23 protein-coding genes and 1 pseudogene are annotated in these 22,816 nt (G+C 73.6%); 13 read left to right on the top strand and 11 right to left on the bottom strand.

The genetic code is table 11. The features are described from left to right. Positions 1–2 precede the first annotated feature (2 nt). Positions 3–1,214, top strand: a complete 1,212-nt coding sequence (locus E6R18_RS25530; RefSeq protein ID WP_136319255.1) for an MFS transporter — start codon at positions 3–5, stop codon at positions 1,212–1,214. Here E6R18_RS25530 and thrS read toward each other — a convergent pair. The 5 genes from thrS to E6R18_RS25505 form a co-directional block, all read right to left on the bottom strand. Continuing rightward, entirely contained in the window at positions 1,204–2,487 is a 1,284-nt protein-coding gene (gene thrS, locus E6R18_RS25525; RefSeq protein WP_276607269.1) for a threonine--tRNA ligase, read from the bottom strand. The genes E6R18_RS25530 and thrS overlap by 11 nt on opposite strands. 168 nt (positions 2,488–2,655) lie before the next feature. Then, complete coding sequence (locus E6R18_RS25520; protein WP_136319253.1) at positions 2,656–3,363, bottom strand: class F sortase; 708 nt, start codon at positions 3,361–3,363, stop codon at positions 2,656–2,658. 124 nt (positions 3,364–3,487) lie between these two features. After that, positions 3,488–4,117 (bottom strand): hypothetical protein, encoded by a 630-nt coding sequence (locus E6R18_RS25515; protein WP_136319252.1) that lies wholly within the window; start codon positions 4,115–4,117, stop codon positions 3,488–3,490. Between the two features lie 237 nt (positions 4,118–4,354). Then, on the bottom strand, positions 4,355–5,194 hold the full coding sequence (locus E6R18_RS25510) for a transglutaminase-like domain-containing protein (protein WP_136319251.1): 840 nt from the start codon (positions 5,192–5,194) through the stop codon (positions 4,355–4,357). Positions 5,195–5,197: 3 nt separating this feature from the next. After that, complete coding sequence (locus E6R18_RS25505; protein ID WP_136319250.1) at positions 5,198–6,199, bottom strand: GNAT family N-acetyltransferase; 1,002 nt, start codon at positions 6,197–6,199, stop codon at positions 5,198–5,200. 117 nt (positions 6,200–6,316) lie between these two features. Between E6R18_RS25505 and fdxA the strand changes: the two genes are divergently transcribed. Both fdxA and dapC read left to right on the top strand, forming a co-directional pair. Further along, on the top strand, positions 6,317–6,637 hold the full coding sequence (gene fdxA, locus E6R18_RS25500) for a ferredoxin (RefSeq protein WP_136319249.1): 321 nt from the start codon (positions 6,317–6,319) through the stop codon (positions 6,635–6,637). A gap of 121 nt (positions 6,638–6,758) precedes the next feature. Continuing rightward, on the top strand, positions 6,759–7,853 hold the full coding sequence (gene dapC, locus E6R18_RS25495; RefSeq protein ID WP_136319248.1) for a succinyldiaminopimelate transaminase: 1,095 nt from the start codon (positions 6,759–6,761) through the stop codon (positions 7,851–7,853). Between the two features lie 81 nt (positions 7,854–7,934). Here the strand turns inward: dapC and E6R18_RS25490 are convergent, their stop codons facing one another. Next, positions 7,935–8,345, bottom strand: a complete 411-nt coding sequence (locus tag E6R18_RS25490; RefSeq protein ID WP_136319247.1) for an ATP-binding protein — start codon at positions 8,343–8,345, stop codon at positions 7,935–7,937. Positions 8,346–8,679: 334 nt separating this feature from the next. Further along, entirely contained in the window at positions 8,680–9,552 is an 873-nt protein-coding gene (locus E6R18_RS25485; protein WP_276607270.1) for a hypothetical protein, read from the bottom strand. An 86-nt stretch (positions 9,553–9,638) separates the two neighbouring features. Between E6R18_RS25485 and dapE the strand changes: the two genes are divergently transcribed. Both dapE and E6R18_RS25475 read left to right on the top strand, forming a co-directional pair. Continuing rightward, complete coding sequence (dapE, locus tag E6R18_RS25480; RefSeq protein ID WP_136319246.1) at positions 9,639–10,718, top strand: succinyl-diaminopimelate desuccinylase; 1,080 nt, start codon at positions 9,639–9,641, stop codon at positions 10,716–10,718. Positions 10,719–10,827: 109 nt separating this feature from the next. After that, positions 10,828–11,613 (top strand): TIGR00730 family Rossman fold protein, encoded by a 786-nt coding sequence (locus E6R18_RS25475; RefSeq protein WP_136319245.1) that lies wholly within the window; start codon positions 10,828–10,830, stop codon positions 11,611–11,613. A gap of 404 nt (positions 11,614–12,017) precedes the next feature. Here E6R18_RS25475 and folP read toward each other — a convergent pair whose 3' ends face one another. Beyond that, positions 12,018–12,890, bottom strand: a complete 873-nt coding sequence (gene folP / locus E6R18_RS25465; RefSeq protein WP_136319243.1) for a dihydropteroate synthase — start codon at positions 12,888–12,890, stop codon at positions 12,018–12,020. A gap of 121 nt (positions 12,891–13,011) precedes the next feature. Between folP and E6R18_RS25460 the strand changes: the two are divergent. Both E6R18_RS25460 and E6R18_RS25450 read left to right on the top strand, forming a co-directional pair. Further along, positions 13,012–13,314, top strand: a pseudogene (locus tag E6R18_RS25460) (DivIVA domain-containing protein); the annotation flags it as partial. A 272-nt stretch (positions 13,315–13,586) separates the two neighbouring features. Next, positions 13,587–14,174 (top strand): DNA-3-methyladenine glycosylase I, encoded by a 588-nt coding sequence (locus E6R18_RS25450; RefSeq protein ID WP_136319242.1) that lies wholly within the window; start codon positions 13,587–13,589, stop codon positions 14,172–14,174. 21 nt (positions 14,175–14,195) lie between these two features. On the opposite strand, the gene E6R18_RS25445 is transcribed toward E6R18_RS25450, so the two are convergent. Further along, complete coding sequence (locus E6R18_RS25445; RefSeq protein ID WP_136319241.1) at positions 14,196–15,008, bottom strand: enoyl-CoA hydratase-related protein; 813 nt, start codon at positions 15,006–15,008, stop codon at positions 14,196–14,198. Between the two features lie 313 nt (positions 15,009–15,321). On the opposite strand from E6R18_RS25445, the gene E6R18_RS25440 reads away from it, so the two are divergent. After that, complete coding sequence (locus tag E6R18_RS25440; protein WP_003966491.1) at positions 15,322–15,489, top strand: DUF3117 domain-containing protein; 168 nt, start codon at positions 15,322–15,324, stop codon at positions 15,487–15,489. Positions 15,490–15,587: 98 nt separating this feature from the next. On the opposite strand, the gene E6R18_RS25435 is transcribed toward E6R18_RS25440, so the two are convergent. Further along, a complete protein-coding gene (locus E6R18_RS25435; RefSeq protein ID WP_136206802.1) occupies positions 15,588–16,253 on the bottom strand; it encodes an O-methyltransferase in 666 nt (221 codons plus the stop codon). A gap of 177 nt (positions 16,254–16,430) precedes the next feature. Between E6R18_RS25435 and sigE the strand changes: the two genes are divergently transcribed. From sigE to E6R18_RS25410, 5 genes are all read left to right on the top strand, one after another. Continuing rightward, positions 16,431–17,192, top strand: a complete 762-nt coding sequence (sigE, locus tag E6R18_RS25430; RefSeq protein WP_202453307.1) for an RNA polymerase sigma factor SigE — start codon at positions 16,431–16,433, stop codon at positions 17,190–17,192. After that, positions 17,189–18,193, top strand: coding sequence for a zf-HC2 domain-containing protein (locus E6R18_RS25425; RefSeq protein ID WP_136319240.1), 1,005 nt, complete (start codon positions 17,189–17,191; stop codon positions 18,191–18,193). The genes sigE and E6R18_RS25425 overlap by 4 nt, the downstream gene beginning before the upstream one ends. A 122-nt stretch (positions 18,194–18,315) precedes the next feature. Next, entirely contained in the window at positions 18,316–20,181 is a 1,866-nt protein-coding gene (locus E6R18_RS25420; protein WP_206308426.1) for a trypsin-like peptidase domain-containing protein, read from the top strand. A 98-nt stretch (positions 20,182–20,279) separates the two neighbouring features. Next, complete coding sequence (locus E6R18_RS25415; RefSeq protein WP_136319239.1) at positions 20,280–20,756, top strand: sec-independent translocase; 477 nt, start codon at positions 20,280–20,282, stop codon at positions 20,754–20,756. A 118-nt stretch (positions 20,757–20,874) separates the two neighbouring features. Next, complete coding sequence (locus E6R18_RS25410; RefSeq protein ID WP_136319238.1) at positions 20,875–21,534, top strand: hypothetical protein; 660 nt, start codon at positions 20,875–20,877, stop codon at positions 21,532–21,534. Between the two features lie 64 nt (positions 21,535–21,598). Here the strand turns inward: E6R18_RS25410 and E6R18_RS25405 are convergent, their stop codons facing one another. Then, positions 21,599–22,732: an Mrp/NBP35 family ATP-binding protein gene (locus E6R18_RS25405; RefSeq protein WP_168712431.1), complete on the bottom strand. Its 1,134-nt coding sequence runs from the start codon at positions 22,730–22,732 to the stop codon at positions 21,599–21,601. Between the last annotated feature and the right edge of the window lie 84 nt (positions 22,733–22,816).

The following is a 22,816-nucleotide window of genomic DNA, read 5'->3' as shown; positions in this document are numbered from 1 at the left end:
GTATGGATGCCGCCACACGCCGCTGGCGTGCCGCACTGTTCCTCTTCATGCTCGCCGCCGGTACCGGCATGGCCTCCTGGGTGGCGCGCACCCCGGCCGTCCGGGACGGGCTCGACGTGTCCACCGGGGCGATGGGTCTGGTGCTGTTCGGTCTCTCCACCGGTTCGATGGCCGGCGTCACGGCCTCCGGCCCGCTCGTACGCCGTTACGGGGGCCGGGCCACGATCCTCGGCGGGGCCTCGCTGATCGTCGCGGGCCTGCTCGTCGTCGCCCTCGGCACCGCCCTGCCGCTGGCGGCCGTGGTCTTCGGCGGACTGGCCCTGTTCGGCGGCGGGATGGGGATGAGCGAGGTGGCGTTCAACATCGAGGGCGCCGCCGTCGAGAGCGCCATCGGCCGGCCCGTCCTGCCGGTGCTGCACGGCTGCTTCAGCCTGGGCACCGTCGTCGGGGCGCTCCTCGGCATGGCGCTGACGGCGGCCGCGTTCCCCGTCGGATGGCATCTGACACTCGTCGCGGTACTGATAGCGGCGGCCGGTACGCGGGCGGTCCTCGCCATCCCGCACGGCACCGGAAAGGAGACCGGACCGGCCGCCGGATCCGGGCAGGGCGGCCTGCGGGGGCAGCTGCACGTGTGGCGGGACCGGCAGCTCGTCCTCATCGGGGTGATCGTGCTCGCCATGGCGTTCGCGGAGGGCGCCGCGAACGACTGGCTGCCGCTGCTCATGGTGGACGGGTACGAGGTGAGCGCCACCGCGGGCTCGCTGACCTTCCTGCTCTTCGCCGCCTCGATGACGCTCGGCCGTTTCGCCGGCGGCCCCCTCCTGGCGCGGTTCGGCCGGGTGCGGGTCGTGCGGATCAGCGGCGTGACGGCCGCGCTGGGCCTGGCGGTGGTGATCGTCGCCCCGAGCCCGGCGATGGCGGGCGCCGCCACGGTGCTGTGGGGGCTCGGCGCCTCGCTCGGCTTCCCGGTCACCGTGTCCGCGGCGGGCGACCACCCGCACGACGCGGCGGCCCGGGTCGCGGCCGTCTCCACGGCGGGCTACGGCGCCTTCCTGGTCGGCCCGCCCGCGCTCGGCTTCCTCGCCGACCACATCGGACTACGGCTCGCGATGACCGTCGTCCTCGCCCTGGTGGCCGTCGCCGCGACGCTGGCCGGTGCGCTCGGCCCCGACCGCACCGCGACCGACCCGCAGACCGCGCCGGTCACCCCCTGACCGGCTCCGCCTCCTCGTCGTCCCACAGCGCCGTGCTGTGCGCGGCGGTCAGCGCCCCGATCCGGGCCAGCGCCTCCCCGGCCGGCACCGGGGCCGGCCGGCGGCCGTCGCGCAGCCGCAGGGCGACGAGCCCGTCCGCCGCCTCCGCCGCGCCGATCACCGCCTGGTACGGCACCAGCCGGGCCCGGCGGACCCTGGCGCCCAGGCTGCCGTGCTCCCGGCCGCTGACCTCCGCGCGCAGCCCGAGCCCGGCGCACCGCGCGGCCAGCGCGTCGGCGGCCGGGAGTTCGGCGTCCGAGACCGGCAGGATCACCAGTTGGACCGGGGCGAGCCAGCCGGGGAACGCACCGCCGTACTGCTCGACGAGATGGGCGACGGCCCGCTCCACGCTGCCGATGATGCTGCGGTGCACCATGACCGGCCGGTGTTTCGCCCCGTCGGCACCGATGTAGCGCAGATCGAACCGCTCCGGCTGGTGGAAGTCGGCCTGCACGGTCGACAGGGTGAACTCGCGGCCCGCCGCGTCCACGACCTGGACGTCGATCTTCGGCCCGTAGAACGCGGCCTCGTCCTCGGCCGCCTCGTACGGCAGCCCGGACGCGTCCAGCACCTCGGTCAGCAGCGCGGTCGAGCGCCGCCACATCTCCGGGGCGGCGACGTACTTCCCGCCCGGGCCGGGCAGCGAGAGCCGGAAGCGGGCCGGGCGGATGCCCAGCGCCTCGTACGCCCGCCGGATCATGCCGAGCGCGCCCCGCGCCTCGTCGGCGACCTGGTCCAGGGTGCAGAAGATGTGCGCGTCGTTCAGCTGGATGGCCCGCACCCGGGTCAGCCCGCCGAGCACCCCGGACAGCTCCGCGCGGTACATCCCGCCCAGCTCCGCCATCCGCAGCGGCAGTTCGCGGTAGCTGTGCGCACGGGAGCGGTAGATCACCGCGTGGTGCGGGCACAGGCTCGGCCGCAGCACGACCTGCTCGGTGCCCAGGTCCATCGGCGGGTACATGTCGTCGCTGTAGTGCGACCAGTGCCCCGAGATCTCGTACAGCTCCCGTTTGCCGAGCACCGGCGAGTACACGTGGCGGTAGCCGGCCCGGCGCTCGGCGGTGCGGACGTACTCCTCCAGGGTGTGCCGCAGCGCCGCTCCGGCCGGCAGCCAGTAGGGCAGGCCCGCGCCGATCAGCGGGTCGGTGTCGAACAGCTCCAGCTCACGGCCGAGCCTGCGGTGGTCGTGCACGGCGGTCTCCTCGCGTACGGAGGGCGAGCGACCCCGTGCCAAAGCCCCGGGGCACTCGCCCCGGGGCTTGTCGGCTGGTCATCAGTCAGCGCGCCGGGACACTCTCCGGCGTCGTCGTCATGGCGGCACGCTTCATGGATGGGACGCTAACAGGCGTCCCGAACCGTGCGCGCGGGGTTTTTCCGCCCGTACGCGGGGGAAGGGCGCCGCTCACGCCTTCTTGACCGAGTCGAGGTGGGCGAAGACCACGACGTTGTCCTCGTAGTCCCTGGCCTTCCGGTCGTAGTTGCCGCCGCAGGTGATCAGGCGCAGCTGGGCGTCCGGGGTGTCCGCGTACACCTTCTTGTCGGGGAAGTCCGCCTTGCTGAACGTCTCCACGGTGTCGACCGAGAACGAGGCCACCGTGCCGTCGGCGCGGGTGATGTCGACGCTCGCGCCGGGCCGCAGGAAACGCAGCTGGAGGAAGACCGCCGGGCCGGTCGTCGTGTCGACGTGGCCCGCGACGATCGACGCCCCGCGCTCGCCCGGCGTCGCCCCGTCCTTGAACCAGCCGACGAGGTTCTTGTCGTTCGGCGGCGGCGCGTCGAGCCGCCCCGACGCCCCGATCGACAGCGGGGTGAACGGCGCGTCCACCGCGATGGCCGGGATGCGCAGCCGCGTCGGCACCGAGCGCGGCAGCGCGGGCGACGCGCTCGGGGCGGCCGTCCCGGTGGCGGAGGACGAAGGGGAGGGGGCGGCGGGCGCGGCTGCCGCCGGCGGGGCCGGCGGCTTGTCGTCGACGGGGGAGCCGATGGAGTGGTAGACGAGGAGCGCGCCGAGACCGGCCGCCGCGACGGGCCCGAACAGGGCCCGGCCGAGCGTGCCGGTGCCGGACGCGGCCCCGGTGGGGGAGGAGTCGGAAGGCTGCGGGGCGGCCATGGGAACGTGCCTTTCGTCCGTGCGGTGCGGTACGAGCGAGCGCGGGCCCGGGAAACGCAGGCGCCGCGGCCACCGCCCCGAGGGACGGCGACCGCGACGGACCAGGGCCCGCTGAGCGGCCTGATCAGGCCATCGCACCGCCGGACGCCTGGCGGCGGCGGAGCCGGTACGCGGCGACGCCGGCGCCGCCGAGCAGCAGCAGCGAACCGGCGGCCAGACCGCTGCCGGTCATCGCCATCGCGCCGCCACCGGTGTGCATGCCACCGCTGGGCTTGTCCTGGTCCTTGTACTTGCCGCCCTCGTCGTCGTTGCCGGGCTGCCACTCCTTGGCGACGGTGTTCGCGAGCGCGCCGCCGCCGGTGTGGACGCCGCCGCTGGGCTTGCCCTCGTCCTTGTACTTGCCGCCCTCGTCGCCGGGCTGCCAGCCCTCGGCGACCGACTTGGCGAGGGCGCCGCCGCCGGTGTGGACGCCGCCGTGGGGCTTGTCCTGGTCCTTGTACTTGCCGCCCTCGTCGCCGGGCTGCCACTCCTTGGCGACCGTCATCGACAGCGCGCCGCCACCGGTGTGGACGCCGCCGTGCGGCTTGTCCTTCGTCCAGCCGTCGTCGTCGGACGTGCCGTGCTCGTGGCTGACGGAGGAGGAGCCACCGTCGTGCTGGTCGCCGGCCACGGTCAGGGCGTAGGCCGAGGGAGCGGTGATCGTGAGGACCGCCGTGACGGCGGCCGAAGCGAACAGTGTGCGGGCAGAGCGCATCTGAACACATTTCCTTTCGTCGCCCCTGCGAGGAGTGACGGTGTATCGACTCCCGGTGACGCAGCGGCTACGTGATCCACCGTCAGCCGGAACGCGGGAGCGCGCCATCGGAGAGCCCCGCATTGGAGCTACGGCATGGGCTCATCGAGTGGCGAAGAACGGATAATCACCCGTTGGACGGCATGGCGCGCCCCGCGAGGTTTGGGCGCCGCCCACCCCGCACCACATCCCGCCCCGTCAGTTCAGGAGCGCCCGCGCCGCCCGCGCGCTGTGCCGCACCGACTCCGCCACGGCCGGCTCGATGTCCTCGACCACCCGCGCGTACTCCTCCATCTCCTCCGCCCCGCGCAGGAACTCCCCGGCGCGCACCAGGAGCTGCGCGTGCTCGTAGCGCAGCCTCGCCGGGTGCGACGGCAGCAGCAGCGACAGCTCGACCGCCGAGAGCGCCACGGCCGTGTGCTCGGGGCGGGCCGCCGCCCAGGCCCGGATGTTGTTCAGGATGCGCAGCACGACCTCCAGCGGCCGGGCCGGCTCCACGGACGACGGCTCCCACCGCTCCCCGGTCGCGCTCGTCACCAGCAGCTCCGCGTCCTGGTCCGTCAGCGGCCGCCCGCCGGCGAACGGATCGGCGAGCACCCGCTCGGCCGGATCGCCGAAACCGACCACGAAGTGGCCCGGCAGAGCCACCCCGTACACCGGGGCGCCCGCCCGCCGCGCGACCTCGATCCACACCACCGACAGCAGGATCGGCAGCCCGCGCCGCCGCCGAAGCACCTCGTGCAGCAGGGACGACTCCAGGCGCTGGTAGTCCGCCGACGCGCCCTCGAAGCCGTACCGCTCACCGAGCAGTTCGGCCAGCGCGGACGCCCAGGCGTGGCCGCCGCGCAGCCCGTACGGGAGCAGTCCGGCGAGCCGGTCCAGTTCGATCTGGGCCGCGTCGACGCCGTGCGCGTCCAGCGCGGGGTCCGCCTCGGCCGCCACCAGCAGGCACAGCAGCGCCAGGTCGGGCCGCTCGGCCCTGGCCTCCTCGGCGAACCGGCGGCGCGGCTCCTCGCGGTCGTGCCTCTCGCGGGCCATCGGTCACACCGGCCGGAAGTGGTGGTAGAGGTGGTGGGCCGCGAAGCCCATCCCGTCGTACAGCGCGCGGGCGCCCTCGTTGTCCTGCTCGACCTGGAGCCAGGCCGCCGATGCGCCCTCGTCCATCGCCTGCCGGGCCAGCGCGGTCATCACCGCGGTGGCGAGCCCCCGCCGGCGGTGCTCGGGGGCCACCTCGACGGCCATGAACCCGGCCCACCGCCCGTCCACCACGCACCGCCCGATCGCGGCGGGCGCCTCATCGCCGGCCTCGCCGGGCACGGTCGCGAACCACACCGAGGGGCCGCCGTTCAGCACGGCGGTCACCTCCGGGCGCGGGGTGCCGACCCGCTGGTAGCGGGCGAGCCACGCCTCGTCGGCCGTCCGGCCCAGCCGTACCCGGGACACCTCGGCCGGCAGGTCAGCGACCGGGGCCAGGGCCGCGATCCGTACGGCCGCCGTCACCTCGCGCCGCCAGCCGTGCTCCTCCAGCGCCGCGCACAGCTCCTCCTGCGTGCCCTCGGCGCCGGTCGCGGCCTGCACGTACGCGGGCAGGCCCCGGTCCGCGTACCACTGCGACACGCGCCCGAGCGCCACGCCGAGGGGCACGCCCGGGTCGCCGAGCGGAAGGACCGAATTGGCGCGCCGGGTGAAGCCGCCGGAGGCGCGCAGCAGCCACTCGCCCAGCGGCTCGCTCTCCACGGGCGGCCAGGCGCGCGTGGCGACCCGGGCCAGTTCGTCGAAGGAGGCGGCCGGTCCGCGCCGGCGGGCCGGGGCGGACGGCACGACCTTGCCCGCGACCAGGGAGGACTCCGCGATGCGAACGGACTCGCCGCTCTTGGGTGTGACGGACAGCACACCGTCGTCCCATGATGTGAGAACACCGACCGTGTCGGTGAATTTCGGCTCCTGTGGGCCGTCTTCGGTCACACGCCGGACTGATACCCGTTTGCCCACGTCAGCCGGTGCAATTCGGACCTCCAGCCGTCCGCCGATGGTGAATTCCACAGCTCTGTCCGCCCCTCCTGTTCGGATCGTGCCCGCGAACGGAGATACTAGGGGCGGGCATCGACGACGCCGCGCTCCCGCGCGAGAGCCAACGCCCTACCGAGGAGGAACGACAGCGTGACCTACGTCATCGCGCAGCCTTGTGTCGACGTAAAGGACAAGGCCTGCATCGAAGAGTGCCCCGTCGACTGCATCTACGAGGGCCGGCGGTCCTTGTACATCCACCCGGACGAGTGTGTCGACTGCGGAGCCTGCGAGCCGGTCTGCCCGGTGGAAGCGATCTTCTACGAGGACGACACTCCGGACGAGTGGAAGGACTACTACAAGGCGAATGTCGAGTTCTTCGACGACCTCGGGTCGCCGGGTGGTGCCTCCAAGCTGGGCCTGATCGAGCGCGACCACGCGTTCATCGCCGCGCTGCCGCCGCAGAACCAGTAACAGCGCCCCGGCACGTGCGCCACCCCGGTCCCGTACGGCTCGTCGCCGTGCGGGACCGAGGTGTTTCCCGCGGCCCCTCCAGGGCCGCCCGCGTGAACCCCGTATGAGAAAGCAGAGAGCCGTGTCCGCAGTCTCCTCCCGCCTCCCGGTCTTCCCCTGGGACAAGCTGGCGCCCTACAAGTCGACGGCCGAGGCCCACCCGGACGGCATCGTGGACCTGTCCGTCGGCACGCCCGTCGATCCGGTGCCCGAGCTGATCCGGCAGGCGCTCGTCGCGGCCGCGGACAGCCCCGGCTATCCGACGGTGTGGGGGACGGCCGCGCTGCGCGACGCGCTCACCGGCTGGGTGGAGCGGCGGCTCGGCGCGGTCTCGGTCGCCCACGAGAACGTACTGCCCGTCGTCGGCTCCAAGGAACTGGTGGCCTGGCTGCCGACGCAGCTCGGCCTCGGCGCCGGCGACAAGGTCGCCTACCCCCGGCTCGCCTACCCGACGTACGAGGTCGGCGCCCGGCTCTGCGGCGCCGAGCCCGTCGCGTACGACGACCCGACCGAGCTGGACCCGGCCGGCCTGAAGCTGCTCTGGCTCAACTCCCCGTCCAACCCGACCGGCCGGGTCCTCGCCAAGGACGAGCTGGTCCGGATCGTCGCCTGGGCGCGCGAGCACGGGGTGCTCGTCTTCAGCGACGAGTGCTACCTGGAGCTGGGCTGGGAGGCCGAACCGGTTTCCGTGCTCCACCCGGACGTCTGCGGCGGTACGTACGAGGGCGTCGTCGCCGTCCACTCGCTCTCCAAGCGGTCCAACCTCGCCGGCTACCGCGCCGCGTTCATCGCGGGCGACGCGGCCGTGCTGAGCGAGCTGCTGCTGATCCGCAAGCACGGCGGGATGATGACGCCCGCGCCCGTCCAGGCCGCGACCGTCGCCGCGCTCGGCGACGACACGCACGTCGCCGAGCAGCGCACCCGGTACGCCGACCGGCGCGCCGCCCTGCGTGCCGCCCTGGAGGCGCACGGCTTCCGGATCGAGCACAGCGAGGCGAGCCTCTACCTGTGGGCGACCCGCGACGAACCGTGCTGGGACACCGTGGCCCACCTGGCGGAGCTGGGCATCCTGGTGGCGCCCGGCGACTTCTACGGGCCGGCCGGCGACCGCTTCGTACGCGTGGCGTTCACGGCCACCGACGAGCGCGTGGCGGCCGCGGTCAAGCGGCTGGGCTGAGCCCTTCCGGAACGACGCGCGAGGGCTCCGGGAGTGCGCACTCCCGGAGCCCTCGCGCGTACCTGCGAACGGGGCCGCGTGTCAGCCGATCGGCAGGCCCTTGGTGAGGCCGTCGGCGGACAGGCCGCCCTTGGCGGCCTTGGACACGGTGGAGACGGCGTCGCCCTTGGCCGCGCCCTTGGCGGTCTTGGAGACGTTCTTCGCGGCGGGGGCGGCCTTGCCGCCGACGTCCCCGAGGGTCTTGCTCGCCACCGGCAGCGTGGTGCCGACGACCTTGCCGCCGGCCTTGCCCGCGGTGTCGGAGGCCGGCTTGGCGGCGCCTTCGACCGCCTTGCCGAGACCGGAACCCTCGACGCTGGTGAGACCGCCGAGGTCCGGGGCCTGCGGGAGCTCCGCGGCACCCGCGGCGCCGGCCGCACCGACCACGGGGGCCGCACCCGCCGCGATCAGCAGCGCGGTACGGGCGATCCGACGGGTCAGGGGGAGGGACATGATGCTCCTTCGACGGGAGGGAATTCGGGCTGTCCGTGGGTCGGACGCCATGACAACCGCCGTGGGGGCGGGTGAGGTTGCGGTGCGGCAACGTAAAGACTGGGCAATGCGTCGGATAATCCGCAGCGGAGGAACCCGGGCAAACGCTGCATTCCGCGATCACCCGCCGAACCGTCACTTCCCGTGCGGCACAAGGGAATCGGGAGAGCGGGAAAGCGTTCCGAGCGCCCCAGCGCCGGGGGCGCCCGCGCGGACGACGGTCCGCCCGCACGGATGAAGCCTCGCACGGACGCACGAGGCGGCTAGGGCGCGAGGTGGCTAGCGCACGAGGTGGCTAGCGCACGAGGCGCATCCGGACCCCGCCGGTGTCCGCGGCCGTGCGCTCGGACGCCCCGCGCTCGGTGCGCCAGCCCGATCCGGCGGCCCACACCCGGCCCCCGTACGCCACCTCGTCGATGCCCAGCGCCTCGGACTGCGCCACCGCCCAGTGCGCCAGCTCCCAGCCGCGCTGCGGCGCGCCGTCCCGGTCGGCGCGGCGGTCCGCCCGCACCGGCACCGTGAGCGCGCCCGGGACCGCCGCGCCCGCCGTGGGGGCGGGCCCCGGCAGCACGTCCTTGCCGAAGGCGCGCACCAGGGCGGCCCGCACCTTCGACGCGTCACCCGTCCCGGCCGTGGACCGCGGCGGCTCGCAGTCCAGCGCGCCCGGCGTGCGCCCGGTCAGCGCGGCGGCCAGTAGCGCCGCGTCCGGCTCGTGCTTCGCGTACGCCTGCGGGAAGCCGCTGCGCTGGACGCGCTGCGCGGCCTCGGTCAGCGGCAGCCGCGAATAGCCGGGGATCTCGTCCAGGTGCGCGTAGAACTTCCCGGCCGCGTGCACCGGATCCATGATCTGCTTCTCGGTGCCCCAGCCCTGCGAGGGGCGCTGCTGGAACAGGCCCAGCGAATCCCGGTCGCCGTAGTCGATGTTGCGCAGCCCGGACTCCTGCAACGCCGTCGCCAGCGCGATCGTCACCGCGCGCTCCGGCATCCCGCGCGTGGTGCCGACCGCGGAGATCGTCGCCGCGTTCGCCGCCTGCTCGGGCGTCAGCCGGTACGAACCGTCCGCCGACCGCACCGTGCACTGGTCGGACCCCCGGCCGCCCGAAACGTACTGAACGGTCAGATACCCGCCCACCGCGACCAGTACGCCGAAGGCTGCCGCGATCCGCAGCCGACGGCTGCGGCCGGGACGTGGGCGGGCAGCGGGAACAGTCCTGGGCACGGGGCCACCGTACGCGAGGTACTAGGGTCGTAGCCATGGCCGAAAGCACGCTTGACCTCACCCTGGACGGGCCCGCCCTCACCGCCGCGCTCGTCGACTTCCCCTCGGTCAGCGGGGAGGAGAAGGACCTGGCGGACGCCATCGAGTCGGCGCTGCGAGCCCTGCCGCACCTGACCGTCGACCGGCACGGGAACAACGTCGTGGCCAGGACGAATCTCGGCCGCTCCGAACGCGTCATCCTGGCCGGCCACATCGACACCGTGCCGATCGCCGGCAACGTGCCCTCCCGGCTCGACGCCGACGGCCTGCTCTGGGGCTGCGGCACCACCGACATGAAGTCCGGCGTCGCCGTCCAACTGCGCATCGCCGCCACCGTGCCCGAGCCCAACCGCGACCTCACCTTCGTCTTCTACGACAACGAAGAGGTCGCCGCACACCTCAACGGCCTCGGCCACATCGCCGACGCCCACCCCGACTGGCTGGAGGGCGACTTCGCCGTCCTCCTGGAGGGCTCCGACGGCGAGGTCGAGGGCGGCTGCCAGGGCACCCTGCGCGTCTTCCTCCACCTGAACGGCGAGCGGGCGCACTCCGCGCGCAGCTGGATGGGGTCGAACGCCATCCACGCCGCCGCCCCGGTCCTCGCCCGCCTCGCCGCGTACGAGCCGCGCCGGCCGGTGATCGACGGCCTGGAGTACCACGAGGGTCTCAACGCCGTACGCATCGAGGGCGGCGTCGCCAACAACGTCATCCCCGACGCCTGCACGGTCGTCGTCAACTACCGCTACGCCCCCGACCTCGGCCAGGAAGAGGCGCTGGCCCACGTCCGCGAGGTCTTCGACGGCTGCGGCGTCGCCGAGTTCACCGTCGACGACCACTCCGGCGCGGCCATGCCCGGCCTCTCCCACCCGGCGGCCAAGGCGTTCATGGACGCGGTCGGCGGCACCGCCCGGCCCAAGTTCGGCTGGACGGACGTGGCCCGCTTCGGCTCCCTCGGCGTCCCCGCCGTGAACTACGGCCCCGGCGACCCGATCCTCGCCCACAAGCGCGACGAGCACGTGAAGGTCGAGCGCATCACCCACTGCGAGGACCGCCTGCGCTCCTGGCTCACCGCCTGACCCACGACCTGACCTCGCGCATTCCCCTTTCCGTAACCCGCGGCGATCTACGCTGGCGTGAGACGGAGGCGTCGCAGGACGCCTCCGACGTCGGCGGAGGGAGCAGGTCATGGGCAACCCCGAGGATGCGCGCATTCCCGAAGGTGCGGAGGTCCCCGAGGGCGCGGTACGGCCCGAGGAGCAGCGCCTCGGCCCGGTGCTGCGCCGCAGGGACCAGGTACAGCCCGGCACGACCGATCAGCGGCTGCTGGACTCCGAGGACGACTCCGAGTGGGTGCACACCGACCCGTGGCGGGTCATGCGCATCCAGTCGGAGTTCGTCGAGGGCTTCGGCGCGCTCGCCGAACTGCCGAGCGCCATCAGCGTCTTCGGCTCGGCCCGCACCCCGGCCGGAGCGCCGGAGTACGAGGCGGGCGTACGGATCGGTCGGGCGCTGGTCGACGCGGGCTTCGCGGTGATCACCGGGGGCGGCCCGGGAGCTATGGAGGCGGCGAACAAGGGCGCTCGCGAGGCGAAGGGCGTCTCGGTCGGCCTCGGCATCGAGCTGCCCTTCGAGTCGGGCCTCAACCCGCACGTCGACATCGGCGTCAACTTCCGCTACTTCTTCGTCCGCAAGACGATGTTCGTGAAGTACGCCCAGGGCTTCGTCGTCCTGCCCGGCGGCCTCGGCACCCTGGACGAACTCTTCGAGGCGCTGACCCTCGTCCAGACCGGCAAGGTCACCCGCTTCCCGATCGTCCTCTTCGGCACGGCCTACTGGGGCGGCCTGGTGGACTGGCTGCGGGACACGGTGGTGGCCCAGGGCAAGGCATCGGCGAAGGACCTCCTGCTGTTCCACGTGACGGACGACGTGGACGAGGCGGTGGCCCTGGTCACGAAGGAGGTCGGCCGCTGAGCCCGGGAGCCCGGGCCCGGGCTCCGAAGGCCGCAGCCGCTCCGCCGCTTGAGGCGCGGGGCCCGGGGCGGCCCCCGAAGACCCCAGCCCCGTCGGCGTTCGAGGCGCGGGGTCCGGGGCGGCGCTCCGAAAACCCCAGCCCCTCCGGCGCTTGAGGAGCGGGGTCCGGGGCGGAGCCCCACCACCCAGCCGCTCCGGCGCTTGAGGCGCGGAGCCCGGGGCGGCGCTCCGAAAACCCCAGCCCCTCCGGCGCTTGAGGAGCGGGGTCCGGGGCGGCGCCCCGGTTTCGGGAAGGGGCGGGTAGGGGAACAGGCCCGCCGCAGGCGCCCCCACCCGCAGGCGCCCCCACCCGCAGGGGCCCCCACCCGCAGGCGCCCCCCGCCGCAGGCGCGACGCCCGCCCCCCTACGCCAGCCCCCTCCGCGCAGCCGCCGGCCCCCGCCACCCCGCGATGGACGCCACCATGTCCAGCACATCCCGCGTCTCGCCCACCTCATGCACCCGGTACACCCGCGCCCCCAACCACGCGGACACCGCGGTCGTCGCCAGCGTCCCGAGCAGCCGCTCCTTCACCGGCCGGTCCAGCGTCTCGCCCACGAAGTCCTTGTTGGAGAGCGAGACCAGCACCGGCCACCCCGTCTCCGCCATCTCGCCGAGCCGGCGCGTGGCCTCCAGCGAGTGGCGGGTGTTCTTACCGAAGTCGTGGCCGGGGTCGATCATGATCCCGTCCGGCCGGACGCCGAGCTCCACGGCCCGCTCGGCCAGCCCCACGGTGACCCGCAGGATGTCGGCCATCACGTCCTCGTACCCCACCCGGTGCGGCCGGGTCCGCGGCTCCGCGCCGCCGGCGTGCGTGCAGACGAGCCCCGCCCCGTACCGCGCGGCGACCTCCGCCAGCTTCGGGTCCACCCCGCCCCAGGCGTCGTTCAGCAGATCCGCCCCGGCCTCGCAGACCGCCTCGCCGACGTCGTGGCGCCAGGTGTCGACGCTGATCACCACGTCCCGGTGACGGCGGCGCACCTCGGCGACGAAGCCCACCGTGCGGCGGGCCTCCTCCTCGGCGGTGACCTCCTCGCCGGGTCCGGCCTTGACCCCGCCGATGTCGATGATCGCCGCGCCGTCGGCCACGGCCTGCTCGACCCGGGCGAGCGCGGGCTCGTCCTGGAAGGTGGCGCCCCGGTCGTAGAAGGAGTCCGGGGTGCGGTTCACGATCGCCATGATCACCGGCTCGTGCGCACCGAATTCGCGCCGCCCCAGCCGGAGCGCACCGCTTGCCATCCGTGTCCCTCTCTGTGAATCCGCCCGGCAGATGACCTGCCGAGGCCAACTGCCGACCCTAACTGTCAGTGGCTCATGGCACGATCGGACCCGGACGAATTCCGCTCCCGGGGAGATACGCGTGTTCTGGTTCTTGCTGCTGGCGATGGTGGTGGTGGTTGCCGCGGTCACCCTCGCGGTGGTCGGTGGAGGCAGGGGCGCCATCCTGCAGGACGTGGCGCCCGAGCAGCTGACGGACCCGCTGCCCGCCGCGCGCCCGGTCGGCCGGGCGGACGTCGAGGCGCTGCGGCTGCCCGTGGCCGCCCGGGGCTACCGGATGGCCGACGTGGACGACGCGCTGGGCCGGCTCGGCGCCGAGCTCGCCGAGCGGGACGCGCGGATCGCGGAGCTGGAGGCGGCGCTCGCCGGCGCGCAGGCCACCCGGCCCGGCCGCCCCGACCTGCTCAAAGAGGCGCAGGACGGGCCGGACCGGACCCGACAGACCCCCGAGGAGACCGCCTGGCAGACCCCGGCGGAGACCACCTGGCAGTCCCCGGCGGAAACGGCCCGACCGGACCCGGCGGAGACCACCTGGCAGTCCCCGGCGGAAACGGCCCGACCGGACCCGGCGGAGACCACCTGGCAGTCCCCGGCGGAAACCGCCCAGCAGCCCCCGGCGGAGGACGGCACCGCCCGCCCCGACGAGGAGACCGGCCGATGACCGGCGGCGCCGTCGCGGCGGCGGACGGCGGACTGCGCTGCCCCTGGGGCCTGTCCACCGAGGACTACCTCTGGTACCACGACACCGAGTGGGGCCGCCCGGTCCGCGGCGACGACGCCCTGTTCGAGCGGCTGTGCCTGGAAGCCTTCCAGTCCGGGCTCTCCTGGCTGACGATCCTGCGCCGCAGGCAGGGCTTCCGCACCGCGTTCGCCGGGTTCAGCATCCCCGCGGTGGCGGCGTTCACGGACGCGGACCGGGAGCGGCTGCTGGCCGACGAGGGCATCATCCGCAACCGCGCGAAGATCGACGCGACCATGGCCAACGCCCGGACGCTGGCCGGGTGGCGGGCCGGTGAGCTGGACGGGCTGATCTGGTCGTACGCCCCCGACCCGGTGGGCCGGCCGGCCCCGAAGACCATCGGGGACGTGCCGGCGGTCACCTCCGAGTCCACGGCGCTGGCGAAGGAGCTGAAGAAGCGGGGGCTGCGGTTCGTCGGGCCGACCACGGCCTATGCCCTGATGCAGGCGTGCGGCCTGGTCGACGACCACCTCGCCGACTGCGTCTCCCGCCCCACCCCCGCGTAGCAGGGGGGACGGGTCCGCCGCCTACCGCCCGAGGTACTTCGGCTTCTCCTTGGCGAGGAAGGCCCGCACCGCGATGGCGTGGTCCTCGGAGGCGCCCGCCTTCGTCTGGAGCTCGTCCTCCTTCTCCAGCGCCTGGAGCAGGGTGTGCCCGGCCCCGAAGGCGAGCGACGCCTTGAGCGCCGCGTACGCCACGGTCGGCCCGTCGGCCAGGGCGCGGGCCACGGCGGCCGCCTCGGCGGCGAGATCGGCTGCGGGCACCACCTTGTTGACGATGCCGAGCTCGTGGGCGTCCTGCGCCGAGATGGAGCGCGGGAAGAGCAGCAGGTCGGCGGCGCGGCTGTGGCCGATGAGCCGGGGCAGCGTCCAGGAGACGCCCGAGTCGGCGGTCAGGGCCACCCCGGCGAACGAGGTGTTGAACGAGGCGGTGTCGGCGGCCACCCGGTAGTCGCAGGCGAGCGCGAAGCCGAAGCCCGCGCCCGCGGCGGCGCCGTTGATCCCGGCCACGACCGGCTTCGGCATCTCGGTCAGGGCCCGCACGATCGGGTTGTAGTGCTCCTGCACCGTGCTGAGCGCGTTGCCGCCGCCCGACGCCTGGGCCTCGGCGAGCTTGGTCAGGTGCTCCTTGAGGTCCTGGCCGACGCAGAATGCCCGCCCGCCTGCCGCGGTGAGCAGCACGGCCCGTACGCCGGTGTCGGCGGCGGCCGACCGCAGGGCGTCGCGCAGCGCGACCTTGGCCGCGGTGTTCATGGCGTTCATCGCATCGGGGCGGTTGATCGTGATCGTCGCGAGCCCGTCACTGATGTCGTAGAGCACCGCGTCGTCGTGATCGGCCATGGGTGGTCCCCTTTGCGTGTCGTTCACCAGCCTGTCCCCGCAAGCATGGCCGACTTCGCTCGGTGCGCACATGTGACCTGCGTCAAATAATTCGGTGCCGGAGAGGGGGTGCGGGGGCCGGAGTATCGCAGTCGGATCGCCGAATTGGGTGGTTTTGAGTGAGCGCGTTGCGCAAGCGATGCAGAGCGACGTTGGTCATCGGGGTCGGTGATGCGGGATAATGACCTGGAAGCACTGTGTTCGATGCCGGTGAGGCAGCGCCTGTCATGGGGCCGCCGGTTGCGATGAGCTGGTTTCAGGAAGGGGAACGAGCATGGCGGCCATGAAGCCGCGGACGGGCGACGGCCCGCTCGAGGTGACAAAGGAGGGGCGGGGCATCGTCATGCGCGTTCCGCTCGAAGGCGGCGGTCGGCTTGTCGTGGAGCTGACTCCGGACGAGGCCGATGCCCTCGGCGACGCCCTCAAGAAGGTCGTCGGCTGAGCAGAGGCGCCCACACTTCACACTGCCCCGGCATGGTTCCCGTGCCGGGGCAGTAGTGCGTCCGGGGGCCGGCCGCCGCCGGAAGGCGCGCGTACGGCTCAGCCGCGGCGGACCGCGCAGAGCAGGCCGTCGCCCACCGGCAGCAGGGTCGCCATCAGCTCCTGGCTCTCGCGGACCGCGCGCAGCAGCTCGCGCAGCCGCAGCACCTCCGCGGGCTGGGCGGCGGAGTCGACCGTGCGGCCGTCCGCGAAGACGCCCTCGAAGCAGACCAGGCCCCCAGGTCGCAGCAGGCGCAACGATTCAGCGAGGCAGTCCAGGCTCTCCATCCGGTCGCCGTCGCAGAACACGAGGTCGTAGCCGCCGTCCGCGAGACGGGGGAGTACGTCGAGCGCCCGGCCGGGGATGAAGCGGGACCGGTTGGCCGCGAAGCCCGCCGCCCGGAATGCCTCACGGGCGAACTGCTGGCGCTCGGGCTCCGGGTCGACGGTGGTCAGCACCCCGTCCGGCCGCATCCCGTGCAGCAGATAGATGCCGGACACGCCGGTGCCGGTGCCGATTTCCGCCACGGCCTTGGCGTCGGTCGTGGCAGCGAGCAGGCGCAGCGCTGCGCCGGTGCCTGGCGACACCGAGCGGAGCCCTGCCTCGCGGGCCCGGTCCCGGGCCCAGCGCAGTGCTTCGTCCTCGGCGACAAAGGCGTCGGCGAACGCCCAGCTCGTCTGCCGGTTGGCGGTAATGACCCTCTCCTGTCCCCTTAGTTGGCGCAACGGTGACTGTATCCGCTGGACCCGGGAACCCGCAGATGGGACCGGGCGTTGTGTAAGCGCGGGGGAAAGCCCGTGGATCAGGCCCGCCGATCGGGTCCGGTGCGCGGGCGTGGTTCCGGGGAGATCCCCGGCCCCAGCTGGAAAAAGGCTTATCCGGAGCTAACGGGCGAGGTGGCTATGGTAGGGGCTCCACTGGACACCACCAGAGCCGACAGGGGAGGTGCGGCTGCGCCTGTGGATCGGGGAGGAGTGCTGCGGCGCTTTCTCAGGTCGGCGGGTGAGCCGAAATCCGTGACCGACATCGCTGACCGTTCTTCCAACGACTCCGCACCGACCGCGACCTTCGCCTCAGATGCGGAATCCCAGGCGTGGACCCCGCCCACATGGGAAGAGATCGTCAGCACGCACAGCGGTCGCGTCTACCGCCTTGCCTACCGACTGACGGGAAACCAGCACGACGCCGAGGACCTCACGCAGGAGGTCTTCGTCCGTGTCTTCCGTTCGCTGTCGACGTACACGCCCGGCACCTTCGAGGGCTGGCTGCACCGCATCACGACCAACCTCTTCCTGGACATGGTCCGCCGCAAGCAGCGCATCCGCTTCGACTCCCTCGGGGACGACGCGGCCGAGCGCCTGCCCAGCCGCGAGCCCTCCCCCCAGCAGGTGTTCAACGACACCCACTTCGACGCGGACGTCCAGCAGGCGCTGGACACCCTCGCGCCCGAGTTCCGGGCCGCCGTCGTGCTCTGTGACATCGAGGGACTGTCGTACGAGGAGATCGCCGCGACGCTCGGCGTGAAGCTCGGTACGGTGCGCAGCCGCATCCACCGCGGGCGTTCGCACCTGCGCAAGGCGCTGCGGCACCGTTCGCCCGAGGCACGCGCCGAGCAGCGTTCGCTGGCGGGTGCCCTCCTGGCGGGGGAGGGCGGCACGGCGTGAGTGGCACAGATCCGACCCCCGCGGAACAACACCTGGGGGACCGCCTCGCCGCGCTCGTCGACGGCGAGCTCAAACACGACGCCCGCGACCGGGTGCTCGCCCACCTCGCGACCTGTCCCCGGTGCAAGGCCGAGGCGGCCGCCCAGCGCCGCCTGAAGGACGTCTTCGCGCAGGCGGCCCCTCCCTCGCCCTCCGAAGGGTTCCTGGCCCGCCTCCAGGGCCTCCCGGGCGGCCCACCGGGTGGTGACGACGACCGCCAGGGAAGACCCATGGGCGGTTCCGGGCGATTCGGTGACGGACCGGCGCCCGGAAGGCGCCCCGCGAACGGCCGCGCCGACCTCACCCCGGGCGGCGGCCCCCTGGACGGCTTCGGCTACCTCCCGACCGTGCACGGCTCAGGCGCCGCGCTCCCCGCGGGGCCGGCCGGCTCCGTCTTCCGCATCCACGAGGTGGGCCGCGAGGCCGACCGCTCGCCCTGGCGGGGCCGCAGGTTCGCCTTCGCCGCCGCGAGTGCCGTCTCGCTGGCCGCCATCGCGCTCGGCGGCGCCCTGCCGACGAGTTCCGGCTCCGATGCCCCCACCCGCGCCGGGGGTTCCGGCAACACCGTGACCCCGATCGACACCGGCGCCCGCGCCGGGACCGGTGCCGCGGCCGGCCGCCGGGGCGGCTCGGGGCAGGGCACGCTCGCCTCGGCGGGCCAGGGCGACCGCCCGGTCTCCCCCGCGGTGAACACGGCGCCCCCCGCTTTCACCTCGGCCCCCTCGCTTCTCGCCACCGGTCGGCTGACGGGGAGCTCGTTCGGGCTCTCCCTCCACTCCGACGTGTCAGCGCCCGCGCTGATACGCCCCGGTGGGGCCGGTTCCCTGTTCGCCCGCGCGCTGGGCAGCGGGCTCGACCCGGCCTCACCCGTCCGCTCCGCGAAGTCCTCCCCGCCGCCCACGTCGGCCGCCGCGAAACCGGCCCCCGCCGGCCACGGGCTGCCGCTCTCCGCCCGTCGCTGACCCACCACCCGGAGCGGGCTGCGCAGGTCCGGCTCAAACCTGGTTGAATTCCGCCAGGATTTCGGGTGGGACGCCTCCTGCGGGGGCGTGCGGAGGCCGGTTGCGGCAGTTGCGGGGAGAACATGGACGACGGTAGGCCGACCGGGCCCAAGGCGAAGTGGTGGAGCCGGCCCACGCAGGGGCGCGGCACGCCCGCCGCGCCCGAAGAGCCGTCGCCCGTCGAGGACGCGGTGCCCGCGCCGGCGGACCCCGCAGCCCCGGACCACGCTCAGGCCGCGCCGCAGGACACGGTGAAGGCCGACGCCCCGGCGGCACCCGAAGCTGCTGCGGCTCCCGAGGCCCCGGAAACCACGGCGGCACCCGAGGTCCCGGTGGCACCCGGGGCCCCGGAAACCACGGCGGCACCCGAGGTCCCGGTGGCACCCGAGGCTGCTGCGGCTCCCAGGGCCTCGCTGGCGCCCGAGGCCCCGGAACCCACGGCGTCACCCGACGCCCCGGCGGCCTCCGACGCCCCCGTGGCACCCGACGCCCCCGCCCTGCGCCCCACCCAGCCCCTGCACGAACCGGACCCGTACAGCACCCCGCCCTACGGCGGCCCGGGGCCGTGGGCGCCCGCGCCTCCCGTGCAGCGGCCGACCCCCGCGCACGGCACGCCCGTACCCCCGCCGTACGCGGGGACGAACGGCGCGGGCATGCCCGGCGCGCCCGCCGAGCCGGCGCCCGCCTTCCCGCCCCCGATGGCGCCGCAGCAGCCGCAGGAGGCCGCGCACGCGACCGCCGCGCACCCGCCGGCGCCGCAGTGGCAGAGCTACGACCCCTGGGGTGCGCCCCGGCAGCCCCTCGTCACCCAGCCCGGCCCCCCGCTCCCCGACGGCCGGCGGAAGAACCGGCGCGGCACGGTGCTGGTCGGCGCGCTCCTCCTCGCCCTGGTCGCCGGCGGCATCGGCGGCGGGATAGGCGCCTACATAGAGCGCAACGGCGGCCTCACCAGCATCGAGCTGCCCCAGGACGAGCGGGACGGCGGCGGCCGGGCCCCGGACAGCGTGGCCGGCATCGCGGCCAGCGCCCTGCCCAGCGTGGTGACCCTGCACGTGAGCGGCACCACCGAGTCCGGCACCGGCACCGGCTTCGTCCTCGACGACCGGGGCCACATCCTCACCAACAACCACGTGGTCGCCCCGGCCGGTTCCTCCGGCGAGATCACCGTGACGTTCAGCGGCGGCGAGACGGCCAGCGCCGAGGTGGTCGGCAAGGACAGCGGCTACGACCTGGCCGTGGTCAAGGTCAGCGGTGTCTCCGGGCTGAAGCCGCTGCCCCTGGGCAACTCCGACAACGTGCAGGTCGGCGACCCGGTGGTGGCCATCGGCGCCCCGTTCGACCTGTCCAACACCGTCACCTCCGGCATCATCAGCGCCAAGGACCGGCCGATCACCGCGGGCGGCGAGAAGGGCGACGGCAGCGACGTCAGCTACGTCAACGCCCTGCAGACCGACGCCCCGATCAACCCGGGCAACTCCGGCGGCCCGCTGGTGGACACCGACGCCCACGTCATCGGGATCAACAGCGCGATCCGGGCCGCCGACAGCGGTTCCGCCGCCGAGGGCGGGCAGGCCGGCTCCATCGGCCTCGGCTTCGCCATCCCGATCAACCAGGGCAAGCTGGTCGCCGAGGAGCTGATCAACACGGGCAAGGCCACGCACCCCGTGATCGGTGTCACCCTCGACATGAAGTACACCGGGGACGGCGCCAGGGTCGGGTCCAGCGCCCAGGGCACCTCGCCCGTCACCCCGGGCGGTCCGGCGGACAAGGCCGGGATCAAGCCGGAGGACGTCATCACCGAGGTGGACGGCAAGCGGGTGCACAGCGGCGAGGAGCTGATAGTCAAGATCCGCTCGCACCGGCCGGGCGACCGCCTCGATCTCACCCTGACCCGTGGTGGTAAAGACCTGTCCATAACTTTGACACTGGGGTCGGCAACCGGCACGTGACGGCCACGGGAAGCTACCGTCCGGACAGTTTCGCCGGGTACCGTGGGCCGTGTCCGGACCTCATCCGAGCTGGTCGCGGAGAAACGAGGAGCCGCAAGGTGTTCAACGACATAGGTGCACTCGAGCTGCTGACGCTCGCGATTCTCGGCGTGCTCGTCTTCGGCCCGGACAAGCTGCCCAAGGTCATCCAGGACGCCTCCCGCTTCATCCGCAAGATCCGTGAGTTCTCGGAGAGCGCCAAGGAGGACATCCGCACGGAGCTCGGCCCGGAGTTCAAGGACTTCGAGTTCGAGGACCTCAACCCCAAGACGTTCGTCCGCAAGCAGCTCATGGACGGCAACGACGACCTGGGGCTGAAGGAGATCCGCGAGAGCTTCGACCTGCGCAAGGAAGTCACCGAGATCACCGACGCGGTGAACGGGCGGGGCACGGCGTCCATTGAGGCGAAGTCCGGCGTGTCGGGCGGTGCGTCGGTCACCGCGGCGAACGGCTCGAAGAGCGGCCCCGACCTGCTCAAGAAGGGCGGGCAGCCCCCGAAGGACACCCCGCCGCCGTTCGACGCGGACGCCACCTGAGGGCTGCCAATCCCGGGTCGTCCGGACGGTATGGCTATTCTCCATCTGTCCGGTTGTGAGGACGCCCGCGGGGGGCGGGCCGCTCCGGACCCTATGGATCGAGGAGGCGGCCGGGCTGATGGAGACAACGAGTCGGGTGGGCGCACAGGACGCGCCGGACACGGTCACGGCGGAGGCGGTCCCGGCGGCCCGGCTCACGCTCGACGGCTATCTGCGCTCCCCTTTCCCCTGGTACGCGCTGGACGAGGCGTTCACCGGCCCGCGCCGGCTGATGCCGCTCGGCACCGCCGCGGACGGCTCGGTGCAGCACGGCTCCATCGGCCACGGTGACGAGCCCGTGGTGCGGGGCGACTCCGGCGCGGACAAGCAGCGGTTCGCGGTCGTGGTCACCGTCGGCAGCAGCCCCGTACGGCGCAGCGGCGACGGCACCGGGGTCCTGGAGGCCACGACGGTCTCCTCCGCGGCCTGGCTGGCGGGCTCCGGCCTGCTGGCCTGCACCTGGCCGCCGCAGCTGGACCACACCCTGCGCGACGACTGGCTGGACCAGCAGACGGAGACGGCGTTCGAACTCGCCGACGACCTGGAGGGGCCCGCCTGGTCGGCGCTGTCCCTGCCGGTCGACGGCGTGCCGGTGCCCTTCCACTACCGCGAGTCCGAGTTCGGCTGGGTGCTGGCCGGATCGGCGCCCGGCGGGGTGCACATCGGCGCCTACGGGCGCGGCATGAGCGCGTACGGCCTGGGCTTCTCGGAGATCAAGGACATCGAGTCGTACGCGTAACCGGGCACGGAACGGGGAAGGCCGGGGCCCTCGGGCCCCGGCCTTCCCCGCGTGTGTCCAGGTGTCAGAACTTGTTGCGCGGGGTGATGCCCAGCGACATGCCCGACAGGCCGCGCTGACGGCCGCTCAGCTTGCCCGCGATGCTGCGCAGCGCCTTGCCGGCGGGGGAGTCGGGGTCGGACAGCACGACGGGCTTGCCCTCGTCGCCGCCCTCGCGCAGCCGTACGTCGATCGGGATGGAGCCCAGCACCGGCACCTCGGCGCCGACCGTCTTGGTCAGCCCCTCGGCGACCCGGGCGCCGCCGCCGGAGCCGAACACGTCGACCATCTCGTCGCAGTGCGGGCACGGCATGCCGGACATGTTCTCGACGACGCCGACGATCTTCTGGTGGGTCTGGACGGCGATCGAGCCGGCCCGCTCGGCCACCTCGGCCGCGGCCTGCTGCGGGGTGGTGACGACCAGGATCTCCGCGTTCGGCACGAGCTGGGCGACCGAGATCGCGATGTCACCGGTGCCCGGCGGCAGGTCGAGCAGCAGGACGTCCAGGTCGCCCCAGTACACATCGGCGAGGAACTGCTGGAGCGCGCGGTGCAGCATCGGGCCGCGCCAGACCACGGGGGCGTTGCCCGGGGTGAACATGCCGATGGAGATGACCTTCACGCCGTGCGAGGACGGCGGCATGATCATGTTCTCGACCTGGGTCGGCCGGCCGTCCGCACCGAGCATCCGGGGCACGCTGTGCCCGTAGATGTCCGCGTCCACGACACCGACCTTGAGCCCGTCCGCCGCCATCGCCGCGGCCAGGTTCACCGTCACCGAGGACTTGCCGACGCCGCCCTTGCCGGAGGCGACCGCGTACACCCGGGTCAGCGAGCCGGGCTTCGCGAAGGGCACCTCGCGCTCCGCCGTACCGCCGCGCAGCGACGCCGCGAGGTCCTTGCGCTGCTCGTCGCTCATGACGTCGAGGGTGACCTCGACCCGCGAGACGCCCTCGACACGGGCCACCGCGTCGGTCACGTTCCTGGTGATCGTCTCGCGCATCGGACAGCCGGAGACGGTGAGGTACACCGTGACAGCGACCACACCGTCAGGATCGATGTCGACCGATTTCACCATGCCCAGCTCGGTGATCGGGCGGTGGATCTCCGGGTCGTTCACTGTCGCCAGTGCCTCAAGCACCGCGTCTTCCGTAGCCATACATCGATAGTACGGGTGCGCGCAGCGCTCCCTGCAAGGGTGGTGCTGGGCGACGGGAGGGCGTTACGGCGCCCGTGGCTACGC

The sequence above is a fragment of the Streptomyces sp. A1277 genome, assembly GCF_004795015.1.
Taxonomy (GTDB): Bacteria; Actinomycetota; Actinomycetes; order Streptomycetales; family Streptomycetaceae; genus Streptomyces.
The sequence above is the reverse complement of the archived record's forward strand: the minus strand, read 5'-3'. Positions and strand labels throughout refer to the sequence as shown.